Source organism: Pseudoalteromonas sp. CNAT2-18.1 (assembly GCF_022347865.1).
Lineage (GTDB): Bacteria > Pseudomonadota > Gammaproteobacteria > Enterobacterales > Alteromonadaceae > Pseudoalteromonas > Pseudoalteromonas ruthenica.
Genome location: NZ_JAKRFR010000002.1, coordinates 267,576 through 288,456 on the forward strand (window position 1 = coordinate 267,576; position 20,881 = coordinate 288,456).

Consider the following 20,881-nt stretch of genomic DNA (forward strand, 5'->3'; position numbering starts at 1 on the left):
AATACACGTGGCGCGGCGTAGGTGTCACCACTGTACAAGGATTAAACATGCCAGTAATTACTCTTCCTGACGGCAGTCAGCGTTCATTTGAAAACCCTGTATCCACGTTAGACGTAGCACAAGACATCGGCCCAGGCCTTGCCAAAGCGACCATCGCTGGGCGTGTTAACGGTGAGCGTGTTGACGCCTGTGATTTAATCAGCGAAGACGCACGGTTAGAGATCATCACCGCAAAAGATGAAGACGGTTTAGAAATTATCCGTCACTCCTGTGCGCACCTTATCGGTCACGCCATTAAGCAATTGTATCCTGATGCAAAAATGGCCATTGGTCCAACTATCGACAACGGCTTTTATTATGATGTTGATATGGAGCATTCGCTGACGCAAGAAGATTTAGAAGCGCTTGAAAAGCGTATGAAAGAACTTGCGAAAACCAAATATGACGTGGTTAAGAAGACCGTGAGCTGGCAACAGGCCCGCGACACGTTTGAACAACGTGGCGAACCTTATAAAGTTGAAATCTTGGACGAGAATATCGCTAAAGATGACCGTCCTGGTTTATACCACCACGAAGAGTACGTGGATATGTGTCGTGGCCCACACGTACCGAATATGAGCTTTTGTCAGCACTTTAAATTGATGAAAGTAGCAGGTGCATACTGGCGTGGCGACTCTGACAATAAAATGTTGCAGCGTATTTATGGCACCGCATGGGGTGATAAAAAGCAACTTAAAGGCTACTTGCAGCGCTTAGAAGAAGCGGAAAAGCGCGATCACCGTAAAATTGGTAAAGCCCTAGATTTATGGCACTGGCAAGAAGAAGCGCCAGGTATGGTGTTTTGGCACAATGATGGTTGGAGCATTTACCGCGAGCTCGAAGAGTTTGTTCGCGAAAAACTGCGCGAATATGACTATGAAGAGGTGAAAGGGCCGCTAATGATGGACCGTGGACTGTGGGAAAAATCAGGCCACTGGGACAAATACGGCGATGCCATGTTCACCACGGAGTCAGAGAAACGTGAGTACGCTATTAAACCAATGAACTGTCCTGGTCACGTGCAGATTTTCAACCAAGGTTTGAAATCTTACCGTGATTTGCCTTTGCGTATGGCCGAATTTGGTTGTTGTCACCGTAACGAGCCATCGGGTGCGTTGCACGGCTTGATGCGCGTACGTGGCTTTACTCAAGATGATGCTCATGTTTTCTGTACAGAAGAGCAAATCTTGCAAGAGGTGACGGCGTGTATCGATATGGTTTACGACACTTATTCGACCTTTGGTTTTGAAAAGATTGTTGTAAAGCTTTCTACACGCCCAGAAAAGCGCATCGGTGAAGATGAGTTGTGGGATAAAGCCGAGAAAGCCTTGGCGCAAGCATTGAGCGATAAAGACATTGAATTCGAATACCTACCAGGTGAAGGTGCCTTCTATGGCCCGAAAATTGAATTTACTTTGTATGATTGCTTAGAGCGAGCGTGGCAGTGTGGTACAGTACAGCTAGACTTTATGTTACCAGGACGTCTTGGCGCAACTTATGTGGCTGAGAACAATGAGCGTCGCACTCCGGTGATGATTCACCGTGCTATTCTGGGTTCAATCGAACGCTTTATCGGTATTTTGACCGAAGAATACGCAGGGCTGTTCCCAACCTGGCTTGCTCCTAAGCAGGTGGTGATTATGAATATCACTGACAAACAGTCTGATTATGTGCACGAAGTTGTACAAAAATTGAATAAACTGGGTATTCGCGCCGCAGCCGACTTGAGAAATGAGAAAATTGGCTTTAAAATTCGCGAACATACTTTAAAACGTATTCCTTACTTGCTAGTTGTTGGTGACAAAGAAGTAGAGCAGCAAGAAGTGGCAGTAAGAACACGTACAGGTGAAGACCTAGGTAAATTTAAAGTCGATGACTTTATCACTAAAATCACAAATGAAATTAAAACAAGACAGTAATTTGTGATCGAAAGGGTGTATCAAACAGTATCGAATACACCCTTTTAGTTTTTAATATTCTTGGAGGAACGTACCATTAGAGGCGGAAAAAAGGGCCAACAACAGGTCCAAAAAAATCGTATTAACGAAGATATTACGGCAAAAGAAGTTCGACTAATTGACTTTGAAGGTGAACAAGCAGGCATCGTGTCCCTGAGTGAAGCTCAGTCAATGGCGGATGAGGCGGGTGTCGATCTAGTAGAGATCAGCCCAAATGCTGAACCCCCCGTTTGTAAGGTAATGGACTACGGTAAGTTCCTTTTTGAAAAAAGCAAAGCGCAAAAAGAACAGAAGAAGAAGCAAAAGCAAATTCAGGTTAAGGAAGTTAAGTTCCGCCCTGGTACAGACATTGGTGACTACCAAGTTAAGCTTCGCAATCTAACCAAGTTCTTAGAAGCTGGCGATAAGGCAAAAGTAACGATCCGTTTCCGTGGTCGTGAAATGGCCCACCAAGAAATTGGTATCGAGCTTTTGAATCGCATTAAAGATGATCTGCAAGAGTTGGCACAGGTCGAGTCATTCCCGAAAAAAGTGGAAGGCCGCCAAATGATCATGATGCTAGCGCCGGTGGCTAAAAAATAGTATACTCCGCGCGTTTAACGAATTAGTGCAGGTTTACAAGCCACGTGACTTATTTTCTAAGGCAGTGGCACCTGTATCTATCCGGTTGAAGTAGGGCGCTTTTTTAAGCGCTCTCACCGGTTTTGGGAGTAAGTTGGGCCAAAAAAGTGTTTGTGAACTCAAACCGCCTGCTTGCTAAATTTAAGCAATATCAATTGGAGTTATTGCAATGGCTTATAAGCTAAAAACACACCGTGGCGCCGCTAAGCGCTTCAAGAAAACTGCTTCTGGTGGTTTCAAGCGTAAACAAGCGCACCTTCGTCACATTCTGACCAAGAAAACCTCTAAGCGTAAGCTTCACCTACGTCCTAAGCTAATGGTTCACAAGAACGATCACGGCTTAGTTTCTCGTATGTTACCATTCGCTTAATAGGGGTATAGAATAATGGCAAGAGTAAAACGCGGTACTATCGCGCGCGCACGTCACAAGAAAGTTTTAAAGCAAGCTAAAGGTTACTACGGTGCACGTTCACGTGTTTACCGCGTAGCTTTCCAAGCGGTTACTAAAGCGGGTCAATACGCTTACCGTGACCGTCGTGCGAAGAAACGTACTTTCCGTCAACTATGGATTGCACGTATCAACGCAGCAGCTCGTCAAAATGGTTTGTCTTACAGCCGTTTCATCAACGGTCTTAAGAAGACTTCTGTAGAAATCGATCGTAAGATCCTTGCAGATATCGCTGTTTATGACCAAACTGCATTCGCAGCATTAGTAGCTAAAGCGAAAGAAGGTCTTTCAGCTTAATCTACCTGTGTTAGCAGAAGAAAGGAGCCTTTTGGCTCCTTTTTTAATGCCTGAAAATCACGTCTATAGCCATTAGCGCGACTTAGTAAGCACCCAGTCAAGCCAACTGCTTGGTAATATACGTTTAAGGAAACCGAATAGATAGGTGGGCGTGGTAACATAGTAACGAGCCTGCGGGCGCTGCGATTCCAATGCATGCACCAAGCGTTTATAAACCGCTTCAGGTCCAAGGGTAAAAGGCTGAGGGCCACTGGTGGATTCCAACCGCCGCTGCTGCGCTAAATAATTATCTCGGTGCGCACTTTTTTCGATATCAATGCCTGAGGTTAAAAATGCGTGCAGTGCATTATCACGAAAGCGCGAACTGATCGGCCCAGGCTCAATCAAAGAAATATATACGCCGGAACCTTGTAGCTCTAAGCGCAAGGTATCTGTTAATCCCTCCAATGCAAATTTACTGGCATTATAAGCGCCGCGATAGGGCAAGGTGACTAACCCCAACACCGATGAATTTTGAATGATACGGCCATGACCTTGTTGGCGCATCTTCTTACATACTAATTGGGTAAGGTGATGCCAGCCGAAAACATTGGTTTCAAATTGCCGGCGCAGCGCTGCCACGGGTAAATCTTCCACAGCGCCAGGTTGACCATAAGCGCCATTATTGAACAAGGCGTCTAGTTTACCGCCGCTAAAAGCCAGGGCATCGGCTAGCCCTTGTTCAATGGAGTCAGTATCGGTGTAATCAAGCTGCACGCAGGTGATGCCTTGCTCGTTGAGAGCACGTACGTCGTCTACATTGCGACAACTAGCGATCACTTGGTAACCGCGCTTTTGCAGTTGTTTAGCACAGTAATAGCCTATACCGCTAGAGCAGCCGGTGATAAGAATGGTTTTCATAATTTGCACTCAGTGCCAACGTCATAGCGAAAAACTATCATTTCGTCGCAATCCTGGCCACCTTTAAAGCCCCCTTGTTATACTCAAATACAGCAAAACAACAACAAAAAGAGCGTATTATGTTTACCAGCTTGTTATTAGCCACGGCCCTAGCCGCTGATGCCCACTTGCCCAAACTGATCCCTTGGCAAGGCCAAAGCGAAGCGTTGATGCAGCAACAAGGCGTGTTAACCACGGCGTTTGAACACTCTGGGGGAATGATCTCTCCCGACTATCAAGCGACGATGGCCTATTTAAAGCGTTTACAACAGGCTAACCCAACGCAGTTCAGCCTAGTTAAAATAGGCCAAAGTGACGCTGGCCGTGATATCAATATGCTGGTTGCCAGCGAGCAAGGAAATAATAGCGCGGCGCACATTGCTAATAGCGACAAACCCACGTTATTGATTCAAGCGGGTATTCACAGTGGTGAAATTGACGGTAAAGACGCAGGCTTTATGTTGTTGCGAGACATTGCCACCGGTAAACGATTGGATATCTTAAAAAGCGTTAACCTACTGTTTATACCGATTTTAAACGTCGACGGTCACGAGCGTGCCAGTGCCTATAATCGCATCAATCAGCGCGGCCCTGCTGTTATGGGTTTTCGAACCAATGGTCAAAACCTTAATTTAAACCGTGATTTCACTAAGCTTGATACCCCTGGTGTGCGCGCATTAGCTGAGGTTGTTAATCAGTATCAACCTAGTCTGTACCTCGATATTCATGTTACCGATGGCGCAGATTACCAATACGATATTACCTATGGTTATGCGCCAACATTCGCCAGCGCCACACCAAAAGTGACAGCCGCGATGGATCAATGGATAGCGCCTGTCATTGACCAGAAACTTGAAGAAATGGGGCATATTCCAGGGCCTTTAGTGTTCGTCATGGATAAAATGGATTTTGCTAAAGGTCTTGCTGGGTGGGTCGCTGGACCTCGCTATTCAAATGGTTGGGGCGAGTTACGCCATTTACCCACCATTTTGGTAGAAAACCATTCGCTTAAGCCCTATAAACAACGGGTATTGGGTACTTATGTGCTTATTGACGGCGCTATCACGGCCTTAACCCGACATGGTGATGATATAAACGCGGCCGTGGCACAGTCTAAAGCGCAGCAGCAAGAACGCCTCGTTGTTGAACGCAGCTATGCCAAAGAGCCTGATACCATTGCCTTTAAGGGGATTGCCTATGATTACTATGAAAGCACAGCAACGGGTGCTAAAGAAGTACGTTATTTAGGCAAACCTAAGCATTACGATGCGTTACCCATATTCTGGCAAAAGGAGATAAAAACTGAGGTTGATGTGCCCAAGGCTTTTTATATTCCACGCCAATATACTGATGTGATCGCGACCTTAAAAATGCAGGGGGTTGAAATTAAGCCTGTTACTGCAGACATCGAGTTGCCATTGGCACAAGCACGAATTGTTAATCATCAATTTGCTCAAGCACCATTTGAGGGGCGCTTTCGCGTTAGTGCAGAGTTTGATTACAGCACTGCGAAAACAACAGTAAATCAACAGTGGCTGAAGGTTAGCACGACACAACCCTTAGGGCTTTTGGCTACACATATGCTGCACCCAGAGGCGCCAGACTCATTGTTCCAGTGGGGCTTCTTCCACAGTATTTTTCAACGCACTGAGTATGTTGAGAACTATGCACTCGCTCCATATGCGCAGCAAATGCTTGAGTCAAACCCGGATATCGCCGAGCGTTACCACGCCAAACTTGAAGATGAAGACTTTGCAAACGACAGTGATGCTCGCAGAGCTTGGCTTTATGCGCAAACACCGTATTATGATCAGCATTATTTGCACTACCCAATATTAATGCAGTTTTAAACTTATGAAAATTACCACCATTCCTGTTACTCCCTTTATGCAAAATTGCCGCATATTGCAATGCGCACAAAGTGGTCAGGCCGCTATTATCGACCCCGGTGGCGATAGTGATAAAATCATCCGTGCGTTAACACAGCGCGGCATTGAGCCCAGTGTAGTTTGGCTAACTCATGGCCATTTAGATCATGTTGGTGCAGCGGATACATTGCGCAAACATTACCAAATCGACATTGTTGGCCCGCAACGAGATGAGCAATTTTGGTTTGATGCCTTGGCGCAGCAGGCTCAGATGTTTGGCTTTGCGCCGCAAGTGCCTTTTTTGCCCGACACCTGGCTCGAGCACGGGCAAACCATAAGTTTAGGTGAGCAGCAATTTGAAGTACGCCATTGCCCAGGACATACGCCAGGGCACGTAATTTTTGTTTGTCATAGTCATAAGCTTGCTATAGTTGGCGATGTGATTTTTAAAGGTTCAATAGGGCGGACGGACTTTCCTAAAGGCGATGGCCCAACATTAATCGCTTCTATCAAACGAGAGGTGCTTAGCCTAGATGATGACTATCGATTGCTTAGCGGTCATGGTGAAGAGACCTCGGTAGGACAAGAGCGCCATAAAAACCCGTTTATTAGCGGAAAATTCGGTTAAAAAGTACAGACGAAAACCCTTGCGTTATGTATAATTTTACCTAATTCACAATTAAAAAAGAAAAATCAATGTCATTAAACCAAGTTGACCGTCAGATCTTGGCATTGCTGCAACAGGATGCCAGTTTATCGACCGCCGAAATAGCCGATCAAGTCGGCCTTTCCCAATCACCATGTTGGCGCCGTATTGCACGTCTTGAGCAGGAGGGCTATATCAAAGGCAAGGTAGCCTTGCTAGATGAGAAGCAGCTTGGCTTCGATATGCTTGTATACGCCCATGTACGTTTGTCTAACCACGGCCGAGACCAGCTTGCAGATTTTGAAAAGCTGATTATGAGCTATGATGAAGTCACTGAATGCTACACTATGGCGGGTACCATGGACTTTATGTTGCGTATTATCTCCAAAGGTATTGAAGGCTATGAGCAGTTCGTTCGAGACCACTTATTAAGCCTTCCCTATGTGCAAGAAGTACATTCGAATGTGACTATGACCTGTGTTAAGCGCTCCACCGCACTGCCACTGTAAAAGTGGCAGTAAGCCTGCCTTCAGCTTTTTACTCAATTGTTAATTTCTCGGTATTTTGCTAGACTCTGCGGCCTTTTCGAAGAGCTCTGCCTAACGTACACGAGGAATGAATGTTTAACTTATTAAGCAAAGCCCCAAGCTCTGCTAAAAACGATATATTGTCTGGATTGACGGTGGCCCTAGCGCTGGTACCCGAAGCCGTTGCCTTTGCTTTTGTAGCCCAAGTAGACCCTCTGGTTGGTTTATACGCTGCCTTTATTGTTGGCCTAATAACTTCTTTATTAGGCGGTCGCCCGGGCATGATATCTGGCGCCACCGGTGCCCTTGCTGTTGTCATGACCTCCCTTGTCGTGACCCATGGGGTAGAGTACCTGTTTGCCACGGTGGTGTTGATGGGCATACTGCAAATTCTCGCTGGGGTATTTAAACTTGGTAAGTTTATTCGTATGGTGCCGCACCCTGTGATGTTGGGGTTTGTAAACGGCTTGGCCATTGTTATCTTTCTCGCTCAACTTGGCCAATTTAAAGTACTTGGCGACGATGGCCAAATGCAGTGGATGCAAGGCGAAATGATGGCTACCATGCTGGGTCTGGTTGCTTTGACCATGGCTATCATTCACTTTTTACCTAAACTAACCACTGCTATTCCTTCAAGTTTGGCAGCGATTGTCGTGGTGACGGGTTTAGTTTTAGGGTTAGATTTAGAAGCCCGCACGGTTATCGACTTTGTTAAAGATATGACCGGTGATGCCAGCGCCACAATCGCCGGTGGTTTACCTGAATTCCATATCCCTCAAGTGCCGCTCAACTGGGAAACATTCCAAATCATCCTGCCATACGCCGTGATTCTTGCAGCCATTGGTCTAATCGAGTCGTTACTAACGCTTACGCTAATTGACGAAATCACAGACACCCGTGGTCAAAGTAATAAAGAATGCATGGGCCAGGGCGCAGCTAACTTGACTTGTGGTTTCTTTGGCGCGATGGGTGGCTGTGCCATGATTGGCCAATCAATGATTAATATCAACTCAGGTGGCCGCAGTCGTTTATCGGGGGTGACAGCTGCTCTGATGCTTCTGGCCTTCATTTTGTTTGCCGCAAGCTATATTGAGATGGTGCCTCTGGCGGCACTGGTTGGCGTTATGTTTATGGTGGTTATAGGCACTTTTGAATGGTCAAGTTTCCGCATTATGCGCAAAGTACCTAAATCTGACGCCTTCGTTATCTTTTTGGTCAGTGCCGTAACTGTGGCCACAGACTTAGCCATTGCGGTCTGCGTGGGTATTATTGTCTCTGCGCTAGTGTTTGCTTGGCAGCATGCTAAACATATTTACACCGAAAGCTACATTGATGAAGAAGGGTCAAAAGTATATGAGTTACATGGACCTTTGTTCTTTGGCTCAGTGAAAAACTTTATTGAGTTATTTGATGTTAAGAATGATCCTAAAGATGTCATTGTAGAGTTCAAGCATAGCCGAGTTGCCGATCACAGTGCCATTGAAGCTATAGATAACCTTGCTGAAAAATACACCAAGCAAGGTAAAACCTTACACCTACGTCATGTTAGCCCTGACTGTAAGCAACTACTGCATAAAGCGCGCGATTTAGTCGAGATCAATGTTATTGAAGACCCCAAATACCGGGTTGCTTCCGATAAACTCGGATAACATTTAATAACAGGCCAGCGTCATGCTGGCCTTTTTTATTCAGGCACAATTAACGTTTTCGCCCTAAACTGGATAGCATTATTTGCTAATGGGTAAAAACATGAAAAAGCTTATTTCTCTAATACTTACATCAGGCATCGCATTTGGCGCTCATGCCGCCAGTATCCCTGATGAACCTCACGTTCAAGTTACTGGTGTAGGGGAAGTGTGGGCCACTCCCGACAAGGTCACGTTGAATGTCAGTGTCAATGAACACAGCAAGGATGTTGTAACGGCAAAGAAAGCGGCCGATGACAAACTTGCGGCCATGATTCTGGCGTTAAAAGAGCAGGGAGTTGCCAGCAAAGATATTCACGCTAGCCAACTGAATGTGCGCAGCAAAACGCGTTACAACCGCGATACTCAAACCAACGAATTTGACGGTTATGAAGTCAGTCGTAACCTCAGCATTATTTTGCGCAATATTGATAGCTATGCGCAAACTCTGCAAGGCCTTATTCAGCAAGGGGCTAATCAAGTAGGGCAGTCGCAATTTGGCTTAACCAATCATGATGAGCTTTTTAGCCAAGCGCAGCAAAAAGCATTCAAAGATGCAAACGCCAAAGCTAACACCTACGCAGAAGGTTTCAACGCCCGCATTGAAAAAGTCTATAGTATCAGTGCCCAACAAGATTACGCGCGTCCAATGCCCCAGGTCGAGGCCATGATGGTACGAGCTGATAGCGCCGGTAGCGCGAAAGTGGAAGATGCTTATAACATCGGTGAAATCAAAGTCACTGCGAAAGTGAACGCAGTGTTTTTGCTCGAGGACTAAGGGTATAGAAATTATCATGATGCAATCATGATATCGAAACGACCTCTCCAACTGCCGGCGGCTAAACGCATTTTGTTTACCGTCGGCACTTTTCTTTTTACTCCAAGCCCTGTAAGTTCTTACTCAAATTTTGATTTGTTAAGGGGTTAGGGTGATAGTCTCAATTTACGCTGCAATTTTAGCGCTGGTTTACGTGCAGTTGAGTATGTATGTTATTAAAGCACGGCGCAAAGCTCAAAAATCCATAGGTACAGGCGAAGATGAAGGCTTAATACGCGCTATTCGCGCACACGGAAACTTCATTGAGTATGTGCCATTTGCACTGATTTTACTTTTCCTCAATGAGTATCAAGGCTTAGCGAGTCATTATTGCCACCTATTTGGTGCCGCCTTAGTATTAGGGAGGTTGCTGCACGCAAGCAATATCGCCCAAAGCAATGAGCAGCTGAAGATTCGCGTGGTGAGCATGGTGCTGACATTCTCTGTTATCGTTTTATTGGCGATTAGCTTACTGCTCGATGCAACGTTAGGGCTCTATTTATAAAGCCCTGATTATTTTGTTATTTTAACCTAACGAAAATGGCTATTTCTTTTTCTCAAAATCACTATGGGTAGGGATCGGGTTGCATTTTTTTTGCAGCTCGGTTTTACCCACATTCTCTGGCTTGTCTGAGCTATAAAAGGTCATACGATAACTTTGCTCAACCTCACCAGAGCAGTTTGCTTGCTCTAGCATAGCTTGTTCAAATGATTGCTGTTGTTCAGGGGATGCGCAGCCAGCCAGTGCTGCAGTTAAGATGATGATTGCGTACTTCATTGACTTCTCCTTAATGCCCACACTGTTAAAATTTTGACTATACGTGCGGTAACTCAGGTAATTTTTATATTCAAAGCGTTCGTTTGCAACGCAAAAAGTGTAACTATTTAAAACAAGCGCCGACAAAGACTGAGGAACTGTAGCTAAACCTTTTCTGTAATGGCTGTTAGCGGATTGATTCAACGAGTAATTTATAGATTTTCTTGGTAATTATTTGTAATATCGCAGCTTTATTTGCTAACAAGGATGAGCACATGTATCGCGGTAAGCTAGTCAATTGGAATGACGATAAAGGGTTCGGTTTCATCAGCGCAGCAGAGCTTTCATCAAATACCTTCATTCACATTTCAACGCTTAAGCACATGAGTCGACCGCCAAAACAAGGCGACTATATTCACTTTGAAGTTGAAAGGCATGAAGGGAAAACGCGCGCTACAAATGCTCGTATAGAGGGAGTTGCCGCGAAGAAATTCAAAACCTCAAAAAGCACCAACAAGGCGGGTGCGAATAAGCTAGTGCCTGTATTAGTGGTTGGGGTTATGTCGGTTTTATTATTTAACTATTTAGATTTTACCGAGCAAGTCGGCAGTCCAAGAGCTATTCAACAAATCCCAGACACCGCATTCGACACCACGCCACGACAAACATTCAAGTGTGATGGGCGCCAGTACTGTAGCCAAATGAGATCGCGAGAAGAAGCTGTGTTTTTCATTCGAAATTGTCCGAATACAAAAATGGACGGTGATAACGATGGCAATCCTTGTGAGAGTGACTCAAGGTTTTAAAAGATAAATGCCTAGCTACAAGCTTTTAACGATGAACCGTAATGAACGCTTTGCTCTGTACGAGAGTGAGATTGATGGGTTCAAAGCGAAAGAGGCTTGTTTGTGTCATACATTAACTAGACGATTGATGTTGGTTAAATAGGTTTAAATGCTATTTAACATAATCTAATTTATAGGAGGTTACTATGATAACCAGATAACTATCATAGAAACCGATACTAAAAGTCCAATACTAGACGGTATCGGACATTTTAGAGTGGTTACGGCTTTTAGTATGTTGTGACAAGTGTTGTTCATTTACCAATTTATACAATTTCCTAGTTAGTTACTGCGCTTTAGTCTATGGTTGTATTGAGCAATATGCGCTTATCGCATAGTATTAGTAACCAAACCACGAATAAAAAGACGTATTATGGAGTTTGTTCGCCCTTTGGAGCCGATTCTGATCATTGATGATGATCAGTCCATGCGAAGTTCTTTGACCACCATCCTCACCGAGCTGGGTTACGACCAAGTCGCGGTTGCTACAGATGTCGCAGAGGCCAAACCGCTGTTATCACAACTGGAGCCAGAGGTGATATTTGTGGATATAGCGCTCCCAGACACTGATGGTTGCGACGTCGTCAGTTACCTAAAAGATTTACACCCCCACAGTCGAATTATCCTTTGCGCTGATCATAACTCCCAGGAAAACGTAGAACATAGCTGGGAATTCGGCGCGCAAGAATACATTAGCAAACCATTCAACGCGAATAAGGTTGATATGGTTATGAAGCGTTTAGAACTAAATTAATAAGCCCCTTTATGCAAGAACAATTAAAACAGCTGACCTTAGGCCTAGCTGATGTTATTTATGGCAAAGAACAGCAAATAAAGTTAGCTCTGTGTGCAATGTTAGCGCGCGGCCATTTATTATTAGAAGATCTTCCAGGTATGGGTAAAACAACCCTGTCGCATGGTTTGGCACAAGCCCTGGGGATGAGTTATCAACGTATTCAATTTACCAGTGATTTGTTACCAGCAGATATTCTGGGTGCAAGCATTTTTAACACTCAAGAGCAGCGCTTCTCGTTTCATAAAGGTCCGGTATTTAGCCAAGTAGTACTCGCCGACGAAATAAACCGCGCAGGCCCTAAAACACAGAGTGCGTTGCTTGAGGCCATGGAAGAAGGCTGTGTCAGTATCGACTCTGAACGATATACGCTCCCTACTCCATTTTTTGTGGTTGCAACGCAGAATCCACAGCATCAATCCGGCACCTTTCCATTGCCAGAGTCACAACTAGACCGGTTCTTTATGCGCTTAAGCTTAGGATTCCCCCCAGCCGATGCGGAAAAACAACTCATTCGTGGCCATATTCCTCAGCGTGATAAAGCTATTGATGCCATTATCAGTGCCGAGCAATTACAAGCCATGCAGGCCAATGTTGATAAGGTCACTATAGCCAATACCGTTGTTGATTATATCTTGTCACTCGTGACTCACACCCGTCATGATAAAGATATCAGTCATCCTTTATCTCCTCGTGCCAGCATCGCGCTCGCCCAAGGTGCACGGGCTTGGGCATTTATGGAAGGCCGTGACTTTGTTATGCCAGAAGATGTGCAAGCTGTGTTCGCTAGTATTTGTGAGCATCGTATTAATCCGCATGACGTTTACAGTCAAGGCTCTGTATGCAGTGATATTCTCGCTCGCGTCAAGGTTCCGCTTTAGTATGCTCGCAACAATGCAACAGGGATGGTCGTCCATACGAACGCGAATAGAATCCCTACTGCTGCGTGATAAACACAAAAAAAAGCACCTGACACTGGGTCACAGTACGTTATATGTGCTGCCATCTAAGCTGGGCTTGGGCTTTTTACTTATTGCCGTGTTGAACTTTATCTTGGCCGCCAATTATCAGAATAACCTAGTGCAAGTTGTCTCTTATTTGATGTTGGTGTTGGTATTGATGTCGTTAATTCAGGCCTATACCAACTTAAAGGGCCTCGAGGTCAAATTTAATAATATTAGTGATGTTTTTGCGAACCAAACACCTGTATTGAATATTACTGTATGCAATAACTCGCGTACCAGCTATGGCGTTAAACTAACGTGGCAAGGTCAATGTAAGGAAGTGGAACGCGTTAGCCAAGATGCCCAGGTCGTGCTTGTAAGTGGCCGTAAATGTTCCCGTGGTAAGTATCCAGCAACACGACTTCAGATTTCAACGGGGTTCCCATTTGGCCTCGCTAAAGTATGGAGCTATTTAGAGCCACATGCCCATTACTTTGTTTATCCATCTGCACACGCGCACAATACTGCACTGACCTATGAGGCCAGTGAAAACCAAGGTGAAGTGAACGCGCTTAAGCCACAGTCAGGAAATGAAGAGTTTTATGCCTTGAATGAATATAAACAAGGTGCTGACTACCGCCGCATTTCTTGGAAACACTTTGCTAAGCGTGAGCAGTTGTTAGTGAAAGAGTTTGTATCTTATCAGGATGCGCAATATATGCTCGACTACGCATCACTACAAGGCAGTGTAGAGCAACGCCTGAGTGCGATGGCCTATTCCATTGAGCAGGCGAAAAGCACCCAAACAAAGCTTGCGCTGCGTATTGGCAGTACTCAGTTTGATGCTGATAACAGCCCCTCCCATTATACTAATGCATTGCGTGCACTGGCTTTATTTAAAAATGGAGAGAAGTGATGCTGTCTTTTGTTAGCACGGTGCTCAGTGTCATCTACATCGGTATTTTCACGTTAATAGGCGCAGAACTCCCCTCCTTAATGCTGAGCCTGTTATTGTTACTGTGTCTTTGGAATTTGTTATTGGCAAACAAGTCATTGACTCGTCCAGGTGCACTGGCTACTAACTTATTGGCTGCGGCTTGTTTAGGTGTGCTGTTTGTGTCGGTCAGCTACGATGAAAGTGTCCTACTTTTCGTGTCAATGCTGTTACAGGCAGCAATATTAAAGCTCTTACAAGCGAAAACGTCCAAGCAGCTATCGACTGTCATTGTGCTTACCTTCTTTTCATTATCGACTGTGTTCCTTTATCAACAGTCTTTATATAGCTCAATATTAGTGGCCATATTTTACGTTTGTTTGTTGGCATCTTTAGCCGCCTTACATGGCGCTCGCACGCCCAAACGAGCCTACTTTCAAGCACTTGGCTCGTTCGCTATGGCAATCCCCATCGCTGCGTTATTGTTGTTATTTATTCCCAAAGTGCCTGCATTTTGGAAACTTCCTGGCGCTGGCGGTGCTAAAACAGGCCTTAATGAGCGTATAGACCCGTTCAATATTGCCAATCTGGCGAAGTCCGATGACTTGGTGTTTCGTGCTGAATTTCCAGGGCAACTTCCTGCGCCCCCCTATTATTGGCGAGCGCTTAATCATGAAGAATTCGACGGCAAAGCATGGATAAAAGCGCAGCGCCCTCCTCGCCCTCGTACAGATATAGACTGGCAGAGCTATAGCGCTCAGGCCACTCTGTACTTAGAAAGCTCCGCAAACCGCTGGCTATATGCATTGCAAGACAGTGTTAGCCCGAGTCAAAAAGTAGAGAATTTACGAGGCGGTTTACTTAAGCGTAAAGAGTCAGCAGCATCGAGCTTTCAATACCCATTGCTTTACCGACCGGTGCAAGCAAGTGTCCTGACTAATTACCAATCACGCCTTAACCGCCTACTGCCAACGGATGGGAATCCGCAGGCAAGAGCGTTAGCCCGGCTGTTGAGTCAAAGTACAAACACGGCAAACCAGTTTGCTAGCCGGCTGATGGGCTTTTATGAACAACAAGGCTTTAGCTATACGTTGACTCCAACGCCGATCACCGATGACAATTCCCTTGACGTATTTCTCACCCAAACTAAGCGTGGCTTTTGTGGCCATTATGCTAGTACAAGTGCATTTATAATGCGTGCTGCTGGGATCCCTGCACGTGTGGTATCAGGGTATTTGGGCGGAGAGCAAAGTGAACAGGGTAATTACCTGCGTGTATATCAGTATGATGCCCACGCCTGGGTTGAGTATTATGATGGCAATCAATGGCAGCGTTTTGATGCAACCAGTGTGGTCGCGCCAGAGCGATTAAATGGCTCGCTCTCTCAGGTTCAAGAATTGCAACAAGAGTTTATGGATAACCTTGATGTCGGCTTATTACAGTTGAGCCATATAGAGGCATTGAACTGGTTGCGATTAACATTGGAAGAGCTCGATTACAGCTGGACAAAGTGGGTGCTTGGTTTTGATCAACAAAAACAAAAAAGCGTGCTTAAAGATTTACTCGGTAACCAAATAGCACAGTACAGCATGGTGCTGGCCCTTTGCGTGGTTGCACTTGTTCTACTTGGGTTATTGTTATTGGGTAGTCGCAAACAACAGCAGTCAATGAGCTTCAGCGCTAAATGGCTGAATAGGCTGTTTTTATATGCAGATAAACAGGCACTGCTTAGCACGCAAAATAGCACACCCAAGCAAAAGCTGGCACAATTAGCAACACACTGCCCCGGCGCGGCAACGCCACTTGCACGCATAGAGCAGCTTTATACATTGGCCGCTTATAAGCAACGCCCGCTTACCAAAGCACAGAAAAAAGACCTTGTAAAACAGGTAAAAAAAGCAATAAAAATAATAGGCTAGAATATGAATTCGGTATTAATTGGCGTCATTTTGATGCTTGCACTCACCCTGTTACGAGTGAACGTAATCGTGGCGATGACTGTCGCAGCTGTGACCAGCGGATTAATCGCTGGACTACCTTTAAAAACTACGGTGGAAGCGTTCAATAATGGCCTCTCAGGCGGCGCTGAAATTGCCCTCAGTTATGCTATGCTCGGCGCCTTTGCAGTGGCTATCTCGAAATCTGGCCTCACCACTTTACTCGCTCGTCGACTATTGAAAATGATGGGGCAAGAGCATATTTCTTCGCGGTTTTTATCTTTTGCGGTGCTTTCAGTGATTCTCTTTTGCTCTTTGGCATCACAAAATCTCATTCCTGTACATATCGCTTTTATTCCTATACTCATTCCACCGCTGTTAGGTATCACGAATGGCTTAAAGTTAGACCGCCGCGCCCTCGCCTGCACACTCACCTTCGGCTTAGCTACGGCTTATATGGTGTTACCTTATGGCTTTGGGGGCATTTATTTATACAACATTTTGCATTTAAATTTGGTTGAGAATGGCTTATCAATCGACAAAACCAGCGTTCCTTTAGCCATGGTGATCCCGGCATTGGGCATGGTTTTCGGCTTATGTGTTGCGCTTTTTATCAGTTATCGCAAAAGCCGCAGCTATAACAATATATCGCTCGCTACAGAAGAGACTGAGAATGCAATAGCCCACCCATCAAAGGTCTTAGCCATAGGCTCTTTGGCAATCGTGCTGTCACTCGCAGCTCAATTTCTGAGTCAATCGATGATTCTCGGTGGTCTTGTTGGGGTGATTGTGTTTACTGTGTTTGGCATTGTTAAATGGCATGAAAATCAAGATGTGTTCTCCAAAGGTGTGGCGATGATGGCGATGATCGGCTTCATTATGATTTCAGCGCAAGGATTTGCTGAAGTTATGAAAGCCACCGGTCATGTTGATTCACTCGTTGCCAGTGCCGCAGATATGATTCAGGGCAACAAACCATTAGCGGCGGCGCTTATTCTGTTAGTAGGACTACTCATTACCATGGGGATTGGCAGCTCATTTTCTACAGTTCCAATTATTGCAGCACTTTTCGTTCCTTTGTGTTTGCAACTGGGGTTCTCCCCAATGGCCACGGCTGCATTAGTAGGCACGGCGGGCGCCCTGGGTGATGCAGGTTCACCGGCGTCAGATTCAACACTCGGGCCCACTTCAGGATTGAATGTCGACGGCCAACATGACCACATATGGGATACCGTGGTACCAACCTTCTTACATTTTAATATTCCACTGGTTTTGTTTGGGTGGCTAGCGGCCCTTGTGCTATAAAGGGGACAGATTTTAGCCAATTAGTACCCACACAAGGAGGTGAGATGTTCAAGCAACTAATATTACTCAGTGTTATTTGTGCCACGTTAACTGGCTGCGGCGGCAGCGATAACGCAACTTCAACACCGATAGAGCCACCCCCTGAACCTGAGCCAACACCTTCAGGTATTACCTTTACAGATGCGGGGCTGTCGGGCGAGCGCATAAATCACCTGGTTCATTTCAACGATGCGATTTATGCCGGGACTGATACCGGCTTATTTAAATCCAGCAATGACACGTTTACTCAGTGGCAGAAAGTAGCCACGACCTCAGCCCCTATCAGTGCCATGTGTGCAAACAGCACCGAGCTTTTCTATGCCACTCGCCCAGCCCAACGCTCGACACTGACGAAAGTGTCGATGAACGAAGAGCTAAGTCATATTGAGCATCGTTTTGCCCCAAGCGAAAGTGAACACATCTACGCACTCTATTGCACTGAATCAGCCTTATACGGGACGGGGAATTTGGTTCTTTCGGCCTCCTATGATGATGGAGTAAGTTGGCAAGCGCTGGCAGGAGAATATGGGTATGCGGCTACCGGAATGACAGCCTCTATGCACAAAAGCGGCAATATGCTGTGGTACGGTGGCCAAGGTGCAATCGAAAACCCAATATTGCGTCGTGTAGATTTAGAGAACCTTGCACAGCAGGAATACCACGACTTGTTTCCTGCCCCGAGCACAATCAAAGCGATTAAGACCACTTCCCAGGGGGAGATTATTATCAGTGGTGAGGGTGGCTTAATGAAAAGTGCCGACCAAGGCGAAACGTGGACACAAATCTATCGAGACGAACAAGTACCCTATCGTTTCTATTTTGATTTTATCTATACAGAAAATACTCACACGCTAATTAGTGCTGGATGGAACAAGAGTCAAAAACGTGCTCCCCAGCCTCTTTATGTCGACGTAAGTGATAATGGTGGCGAGCAATGGCAGCGCTTTCACTATGATAAAAGTGCTGACTATCATGGCGGCGTATTAAGCCTATTGCCACTGAGCAGCGATGAGCAGTCCGTTTCATTGCTATTGGGGTTAGACATGGGCGGCGTTGTGAAAGCCCAATATTACTACCCCTCACACTGATGCTACGGTATGTAAAAACCATATATTGTATGATGTGTTCACTTGCTGGTGAAATAAAGGCCGCGATGCTGCGGCCTAACAAATAAGAATTTATTTAAACCCGTTGAGCATGCGTTCGCACACGACAGGCGTTGGCCTGTGGTTGTCATCCACAGCAACAAAGGTAAAGCTGCCACGAATCGCTAAATGTTTGTCATCGCGGTGCATGGTTTCAAGAAATATCTCCACATCCACTTTTAAGCTGGTATTGCCCACATGGACTACGCGAGAAACCAATTCAGCAAATGTGCCCGCTGGTATTGCTTCTTTAAAATCAACACGGTCGGACGAAATAGTCACTAATGGTTTGCGACAAAAACGGGTTGCTGCAATAAATGCCGCTTCATCCATCCATGCCAATGCATCGCCACCAAATAAGGTATTATGATGGTTGGTACGCCCAGGAAACACGGTTTTAGTCACCGATGTTTCCGAATCTTCTATGCGCTGTGCAACAACGGCTTCTTTATCTAACTTACTGCTCATTCGTATTAACTTCACTCGCTAATGTATCAATCATAAGTAATTGTGGATCCAATCGTTCATTAAACCAATTGAAACGCCAATCTAAATGGGGGCCAGTTACCCGGCCAGTAGCCCCTATTTGCCCTATCACATCGCCGGTTTTCACGGTATCGCCCACATCAACCAACACCTTATGCATGTGAATATAAGTGGAGGTAATGCCATAACCATGGTCTAAAATAACGGTGCCACCGGAATAATAAAGCTCAGGATGCGCCATCACGACTTCACCACTGATTGGTGCGTAGATAGGTGTACCTGTCTTGTTAGCGATGTCGAGACCAAAGTGTGGCCGTTTAGGGGTGCCGTTAAAGTAACGCTGGCTGCCATACACACCGGAAATTCGACCCACTGCAGGACGATATACCGGCTCAAGGAACGCCGTGCGTTCACTGTTGTTAGCACGCGCTTGGCGAACCAGTTTTGCATCGTTACGGATGCGCTCTAAAACCTTTTCAGGCGGGGCGACATATTTACTTGCCACACCTTCTATTTTATCTATCTGATACTCGCGCTCCGCAATGCTGAAATCAAGTTGATGCCATTGCTCATCTTGGCTTTGCCACTTTAATTGCTGATCAGTTTGTGCATCACGGCCGAAGCCAAAAACAAAATAGCCATCTTTGCTAAGCTTAAGCTCGCGCTTAGCAAAAACGACCTTTTTAGCATCTTGTAGCTGCCCTATAACCATACCGCCTTGGGTCAACTGACCTTTAATCAATGGGGTCGGCAGCTCTTGGGCTTCGCCATTAATGGGCGCACACAATGATGCCCCTAGGAGCAAGGCGGTAATTGCCATACGTTTAAGCATAACCAATCGCCCCTTTGCCTACACCTTCATAGGCGCGAACCTCTACTTGCTTATCCGGGTAAGCTTGCTTAATTTGCTTGGCCATATAATCGGCGATACATTCGACTGTGGTATCGCAAGGCAGTACCTCAGTACGCTTTGCACTGATTGCCAATTCAAACTCACCTTGATTAGCATGGTAACGGCTACAGGTGTCTCCCGGTGCTGCGCTTATATCTTGTAAGTGTGCAGCCTCCACCACATCCTCTTCGCTGACCAAGTAAATATCAGCCCAACGCTGCGCCCACTGCTTTTGCACACTGGGCATGACCATACCATCTAGCCAAACACCTAACGTTGAGCGGTGGCCATGAACAATTCGCTGGCAGTTGCCGTCGTGTTTTTTTAGGCCATGAGAATAGTGATAATAAAAGCTCTGATGCTGCTCAGCACGCAACGTCAAAGTAATACCTTTGACGTTCTCTGGCAGCTGAGGAGTGATTTCTGCGACTAGATGCTCGGTCACTACTTGCTCATTAATACTCGGTGCGTCAATCAAGCAAACTGCTTGCTTTGGGCCGCTCATAGCGAAATGATATTCGTTGTTATCGCCAAAGTTACTCTCCAGCGTCACTTTGTCATCGCCCTGAAGGATATCGATATTGGCTTTAGTGGGTACCGCTAGGGTGTGGTCAACACTGCTATCAATAATGCCCTTGATTTGTTTTTTCACTAAACCAAAATCAAGCAACATGGATTCATCGTTTAAATCGCCGTCTAAAGTCAAATCAACAATCCAACTCTCACCAACCGGGCCGCGCTGGGGGCAAAAAAAGGAGAAATCAATCACGGTTAAGTCGTTGACGAAGAGCGTCATACACTGTCCTTGCATGCAGTTGAGAAGATGTCGCAATTATACAAGGGATGAAGTAAAAATGCTGCCTGAATTTGAATCCTTGGTGATAAATCCAACATTGCTACGTGGCAATAACTAAGTAGTCACACTATAGACACAAAAATGGCGTAAAAATAACATCCTA

Annotated in this window: 22 protein-coding genes; 17 read left to right on the forward strand and 5 right to left on the reverse strand. The window is 45.6% G+C overall.

What is annotated here, in order from left to right:
• Positions 1 to 47: 47 nt before the first annotated feature.
• The 4 genes from thrS to rplT all read left to right on the forward strand — a co-directional run bounded on the left by thrS (position 48) and on the right by rplT (position 3,363).
• Positions 48 to 1,958, forward strand: a complete 1,911-nt coding sequence (gene thrS, locus MHM94_RS04590; protein WP_022944195.1) for a threonine--tRNA ligase — start codon at positions 48 to 50, stop codon at positions 1,956 to 1,958.
• Positions 1,959 to 2,018: 60 nt separating this feature from the next.
• Positions 2,019 to 2,579, forward strand: coding sequence for a translation initiation factor IF-3 (gene infC / locus MHM94_RS04595; RefSeq protein WP_022944196.1), 561 nt, complete (start codon positions 2,019 to 2,021; stop codon positions 2,577 to 2,579).
• A gap of 208 nt (positions 2,580 to 2,787) precedes the next feature.
• Positions 2,788 to 2,988, forward strand: a complete 201-nt coding sequence (rpmI, locus tag MHM94_RS04600; RefSeq protein WP_022944197.1) for a 50S ribosomal protein L35 — start codon at positions 2,788 to 2,790, stop codon at positions 2,986 to 2,988.
• A 15-nt stretch (positions 2,989 to 3,003) separates the two neighbouring features.
• Positions 3,004 to 3,363: a 50S ribosomal protein L20 gene (rplT, locus tag MHM94_RS04605; RefSeq protein ID WP_022944198.1), complete on the forward strand. Its 360-nt coding sequence runs from the start codon at positions 3,004 to 3,006 to the stop codon at positions 3,361 to 3,363.
• Between the two features lie 72 nt (positions 3,364 to 3,435).
• Here the strand turns inward: rplT and MHM94_RS04610 are convergent, their stop codons facing one another.
• Positions 3,436 to 4,263 (reverse strand): SDR family oxidoreductase, encoded by an 828-nt coding sequence (locus MHM94_RS04610; protein WP_045978871.1) that lies wholly within the window; start codon positions 4,261 to 4,263, stop codon positions 3,436 to 3,438.
• Between the two features lie 119 nt (positions 4,264 to 4,382).
• Here MHM94_RS04610 and MHM94_RS04615 point away from each other — a divergent pair, with 119 nt between their 5' ends.
• The 6 genes from MHM94_RS04615 to MHM94_RS04640 all read left to right on the forward strand — a co-directional run bounded on the left by MHM94_RS04615 (position 4,383) and on the right by MHM94_RS04640 (position 10,350).
• Entirely contained in the window at positions 4,383 to 6,152 is a 1,770-nt protein-coding gene (locus MHM94_RS04615) for a M14 family metallopeptidase (RefSeq protein ID WP_235419032.1), read from the forward strand.
• Between the two features lie 4 nt (positions 6,153 to 6,156).
• The gene (locus MHM94_RS04620; protein ID WP_235419031.1) at positions 6,157 to 6,798 is read left to right on the forward strand and encodes an MBL fold metallo-hydrolase; all 642 of its coding nucleotides are present in this window, start codon (positions 6,157 to 6,159) and stop codon (positions 6,796 to 6,798) included.
• 68 nt (positions 6,799 to 6,866) lie between these two features.
• Positions 6,867 to 7,325, forward strand: a complete 459-nt coding sequence (locus MHM94_RS04625) for an Lrp/AsnC family transcriptional regulator (protein ID WP_022944202.1) — start codon at positions 6,867 to 6,869, stop codon at positions 7,323 to 7,325.
• 110 nt (positions 7,326 to 7,435) lie between these two features.
• A complete protein-coding gene (locus tag MHM94_RS04630; protein WP_045978789.1) occupies positions 7,436 to 8,992 on the forward strand; it encodes a SulP family inorganic anion transporter in 1,557 nt (518 codons plus the stop codon).
• A gap of 100 nt (positions 8,993 to 9,092) precedes the next feature.
• Positions 9,093 to 9,806, forward strand: a complete 714-nt coding sequence (locus tag MHM94_RS04635; protein ID WP_171041777.1) for an SIMPL domain-containing protein — start codon at positions 9,093 to 9,095, stop codon at positions 9,804 to 9,806.
• A 151-nt stretch (positions 9,807 to 9,957) separates the two neighbouring features.
• The gene (locus MHM94_RS04640; protein WP_151172792.1) at positions 9,958 to 10,350 is read left to right on the forward strand and encodes an MAPEG family protein; all 393 of its coding nucleotides are present in this window, start codon (positions 9,958 to 9,960) and stop codon (positions 10,348 to 10,350) included.
• 39 nt (positions 10,351 to 10,389) lie between these two features.
• Here MHM94_RS04640 and MHM94_RS04645 read toward each other — a convergent pair whose 3' ends face one another.
• The gene (locus MHM94_RS04645) at positions 10,390 to 10,623 is read right to left on the reverse strand and encodes a hypothetical protein (protein WP_130145374.1); all 234 of its coding nucleotides are present in this window, start codon (positions 10,621 to 10,623) and stop codon (positions 10,390 to 10,392) included.
• Positions 10,624 to 10,877: 254 nt separating this feature from the next.
• Between MHM94_RS04645 and MHM94_RS04650 the strand changes: the two genes are divergently transcribed.
• The 7 genes from MHM94_RS04650 to MHM94_RS04680 all read left to right on the forward strand — a co-directional run bounded on the left by MHM94_RS04650 (position 10,878) and on the right by MHM94_RS04680 (position 18,487).
• On the forward strand, positions 10,878 to 11,408 hold the full coding sequence (locus MHM94_RS04650) for a cold shock domain-containing protein (RefSeq protein WP_130145376.1): 531 nt from the start codon (positions 10,878 to 10,880) through the stop codon (positions 11,406 to 11,408).
• 412 nt (positions 11,409 to 11,820) lie between these two features.
• Complete coding sequence (locus MHM94_RS04655) at positions 11,821 to 12,201, forward strand: response regulator (RefSeq protein WP_022944208.1); 381 nt, start codon at positions 11,821 to 11,823, stop codon at positions 12,199 to 12,201.
• A gap of 11 nt (positions 12,202 to 12,212) precedes the next feature.
• Positions 12,213 to 13,121, forward strand: coding sequence for a MoxR family ATPase (locus MHM94_RS04660; RefSeq protein WP_045978794.1), 909 nt, complete (start codon positions 12,213 to 12,215; stop codon positions 13,119 to 13,121).
• A 1-nt stretch (position 13,122) separates the two neighbouring features.
• Positions 13,123 to 14,100 carry a DUF58 domain-containing protein gene (locus tag MHM94_RS04665; RefSeq protein WP_235419030.1) on the forward strand — a complete coding sequence of 326 codons (978 nt, stop codon included), beginning with the start codon at positions 13,123 to 13,125 and terminating at the stop codon, positions 14,098 to 14,100.
• Positions 14,100 to 16,037 (forward strand): DUF3488 and transglutaminase-like domain-containing protein, encoded by a 1,938-nt coding sequence (locus MHM94_RS04670; RefSeq protein ID WP_235419029.1) that lies wholly within the window; start codon positions 14,100 to 14,102, stop codon positions 16,035 to 16,037. Before MHM94_RS04665 ends, MHM94_RS04670 begins: the two co-directional genes overlap by 1 nt.
• Positions 16,038 to 16,040: 3 nt before the next feature.
• Positions 16,041 to 17,360, forward strand: coding sequence for a Na+/H+ antiporter family protein (locus MHM94_RS04675; RefSeq protein ID WP_235419028.1), 1,320 nt, complete (start codon positions 16,041 to 16,043; stop codon positions 17,358 to 17,360).
• A 44-nt stretch (positions 17,361 to 17,404) separates the two neighbouring features.
• The gene (locus MHM94_RS04680) at positions 17,405 to 18,487 is read left to right on the forward strand and encodes a hypothetical protein (RefSeq protein ID WP_235419027.1); all 1,083 of its coding nucleotides are present in this window, start codon (positions 17,405 to 17,407) and stop codon (positions 18,485 to 18,487) included.
• Positions 18,488 to 18,577: 90 nt separating this feature from the next.
• On the opposite strand, the gene MHM94_RS04685 is transcribed toward MHM94_RS04680, so the two are convergent.
• The 3 genes from MHM94_RS04685 to MHM94_RS04695 are packed head-to-tail and all read right to left on the reverse strand — an operon-like array spanning position 18,578 to position 20,718.
• Positions 18,578 to 19,012, reverse strand: coding sequence for an acyl-CoA thioesterase (locus MHM94_RS04685; protein WP_022944214.1), 435 nt, complete (start codon positions 19,010 to 19,012; stop codon positions 18,578 to 18,580).
• Positions 19,002 to 19,862, reverse strand: coding sequence for a M23 family metallopeptidase (locus tag MHM94_RS04690; protein WP_235419026.1), 861 nt, complete (start codon positions 19,860 to 19,862; stop codon positions 19,002 to 19,004). The genes MHM94_RS04685 and MHM94_RS04690 overlap by 11 nt, the downstream gene beginning before the upstream one ends.
• Positions 19,855 to 20,718, reverse strand: coding sequence for a 6-carboxytetrahydropterin synthase (locus MHM94_RS04695; protein WP_235419025.1), 864 nt, complete (start codon positions 20,716 to 20,718; stop codon positions 19,855 to 19,857). Before MHM94_RS04695 ends, MHM94_RS04690 begins: the two co-directional genes overlap by 8 nt.
• Positions 20,719 to 20,881: the final 163 nt, after the last annotated feature.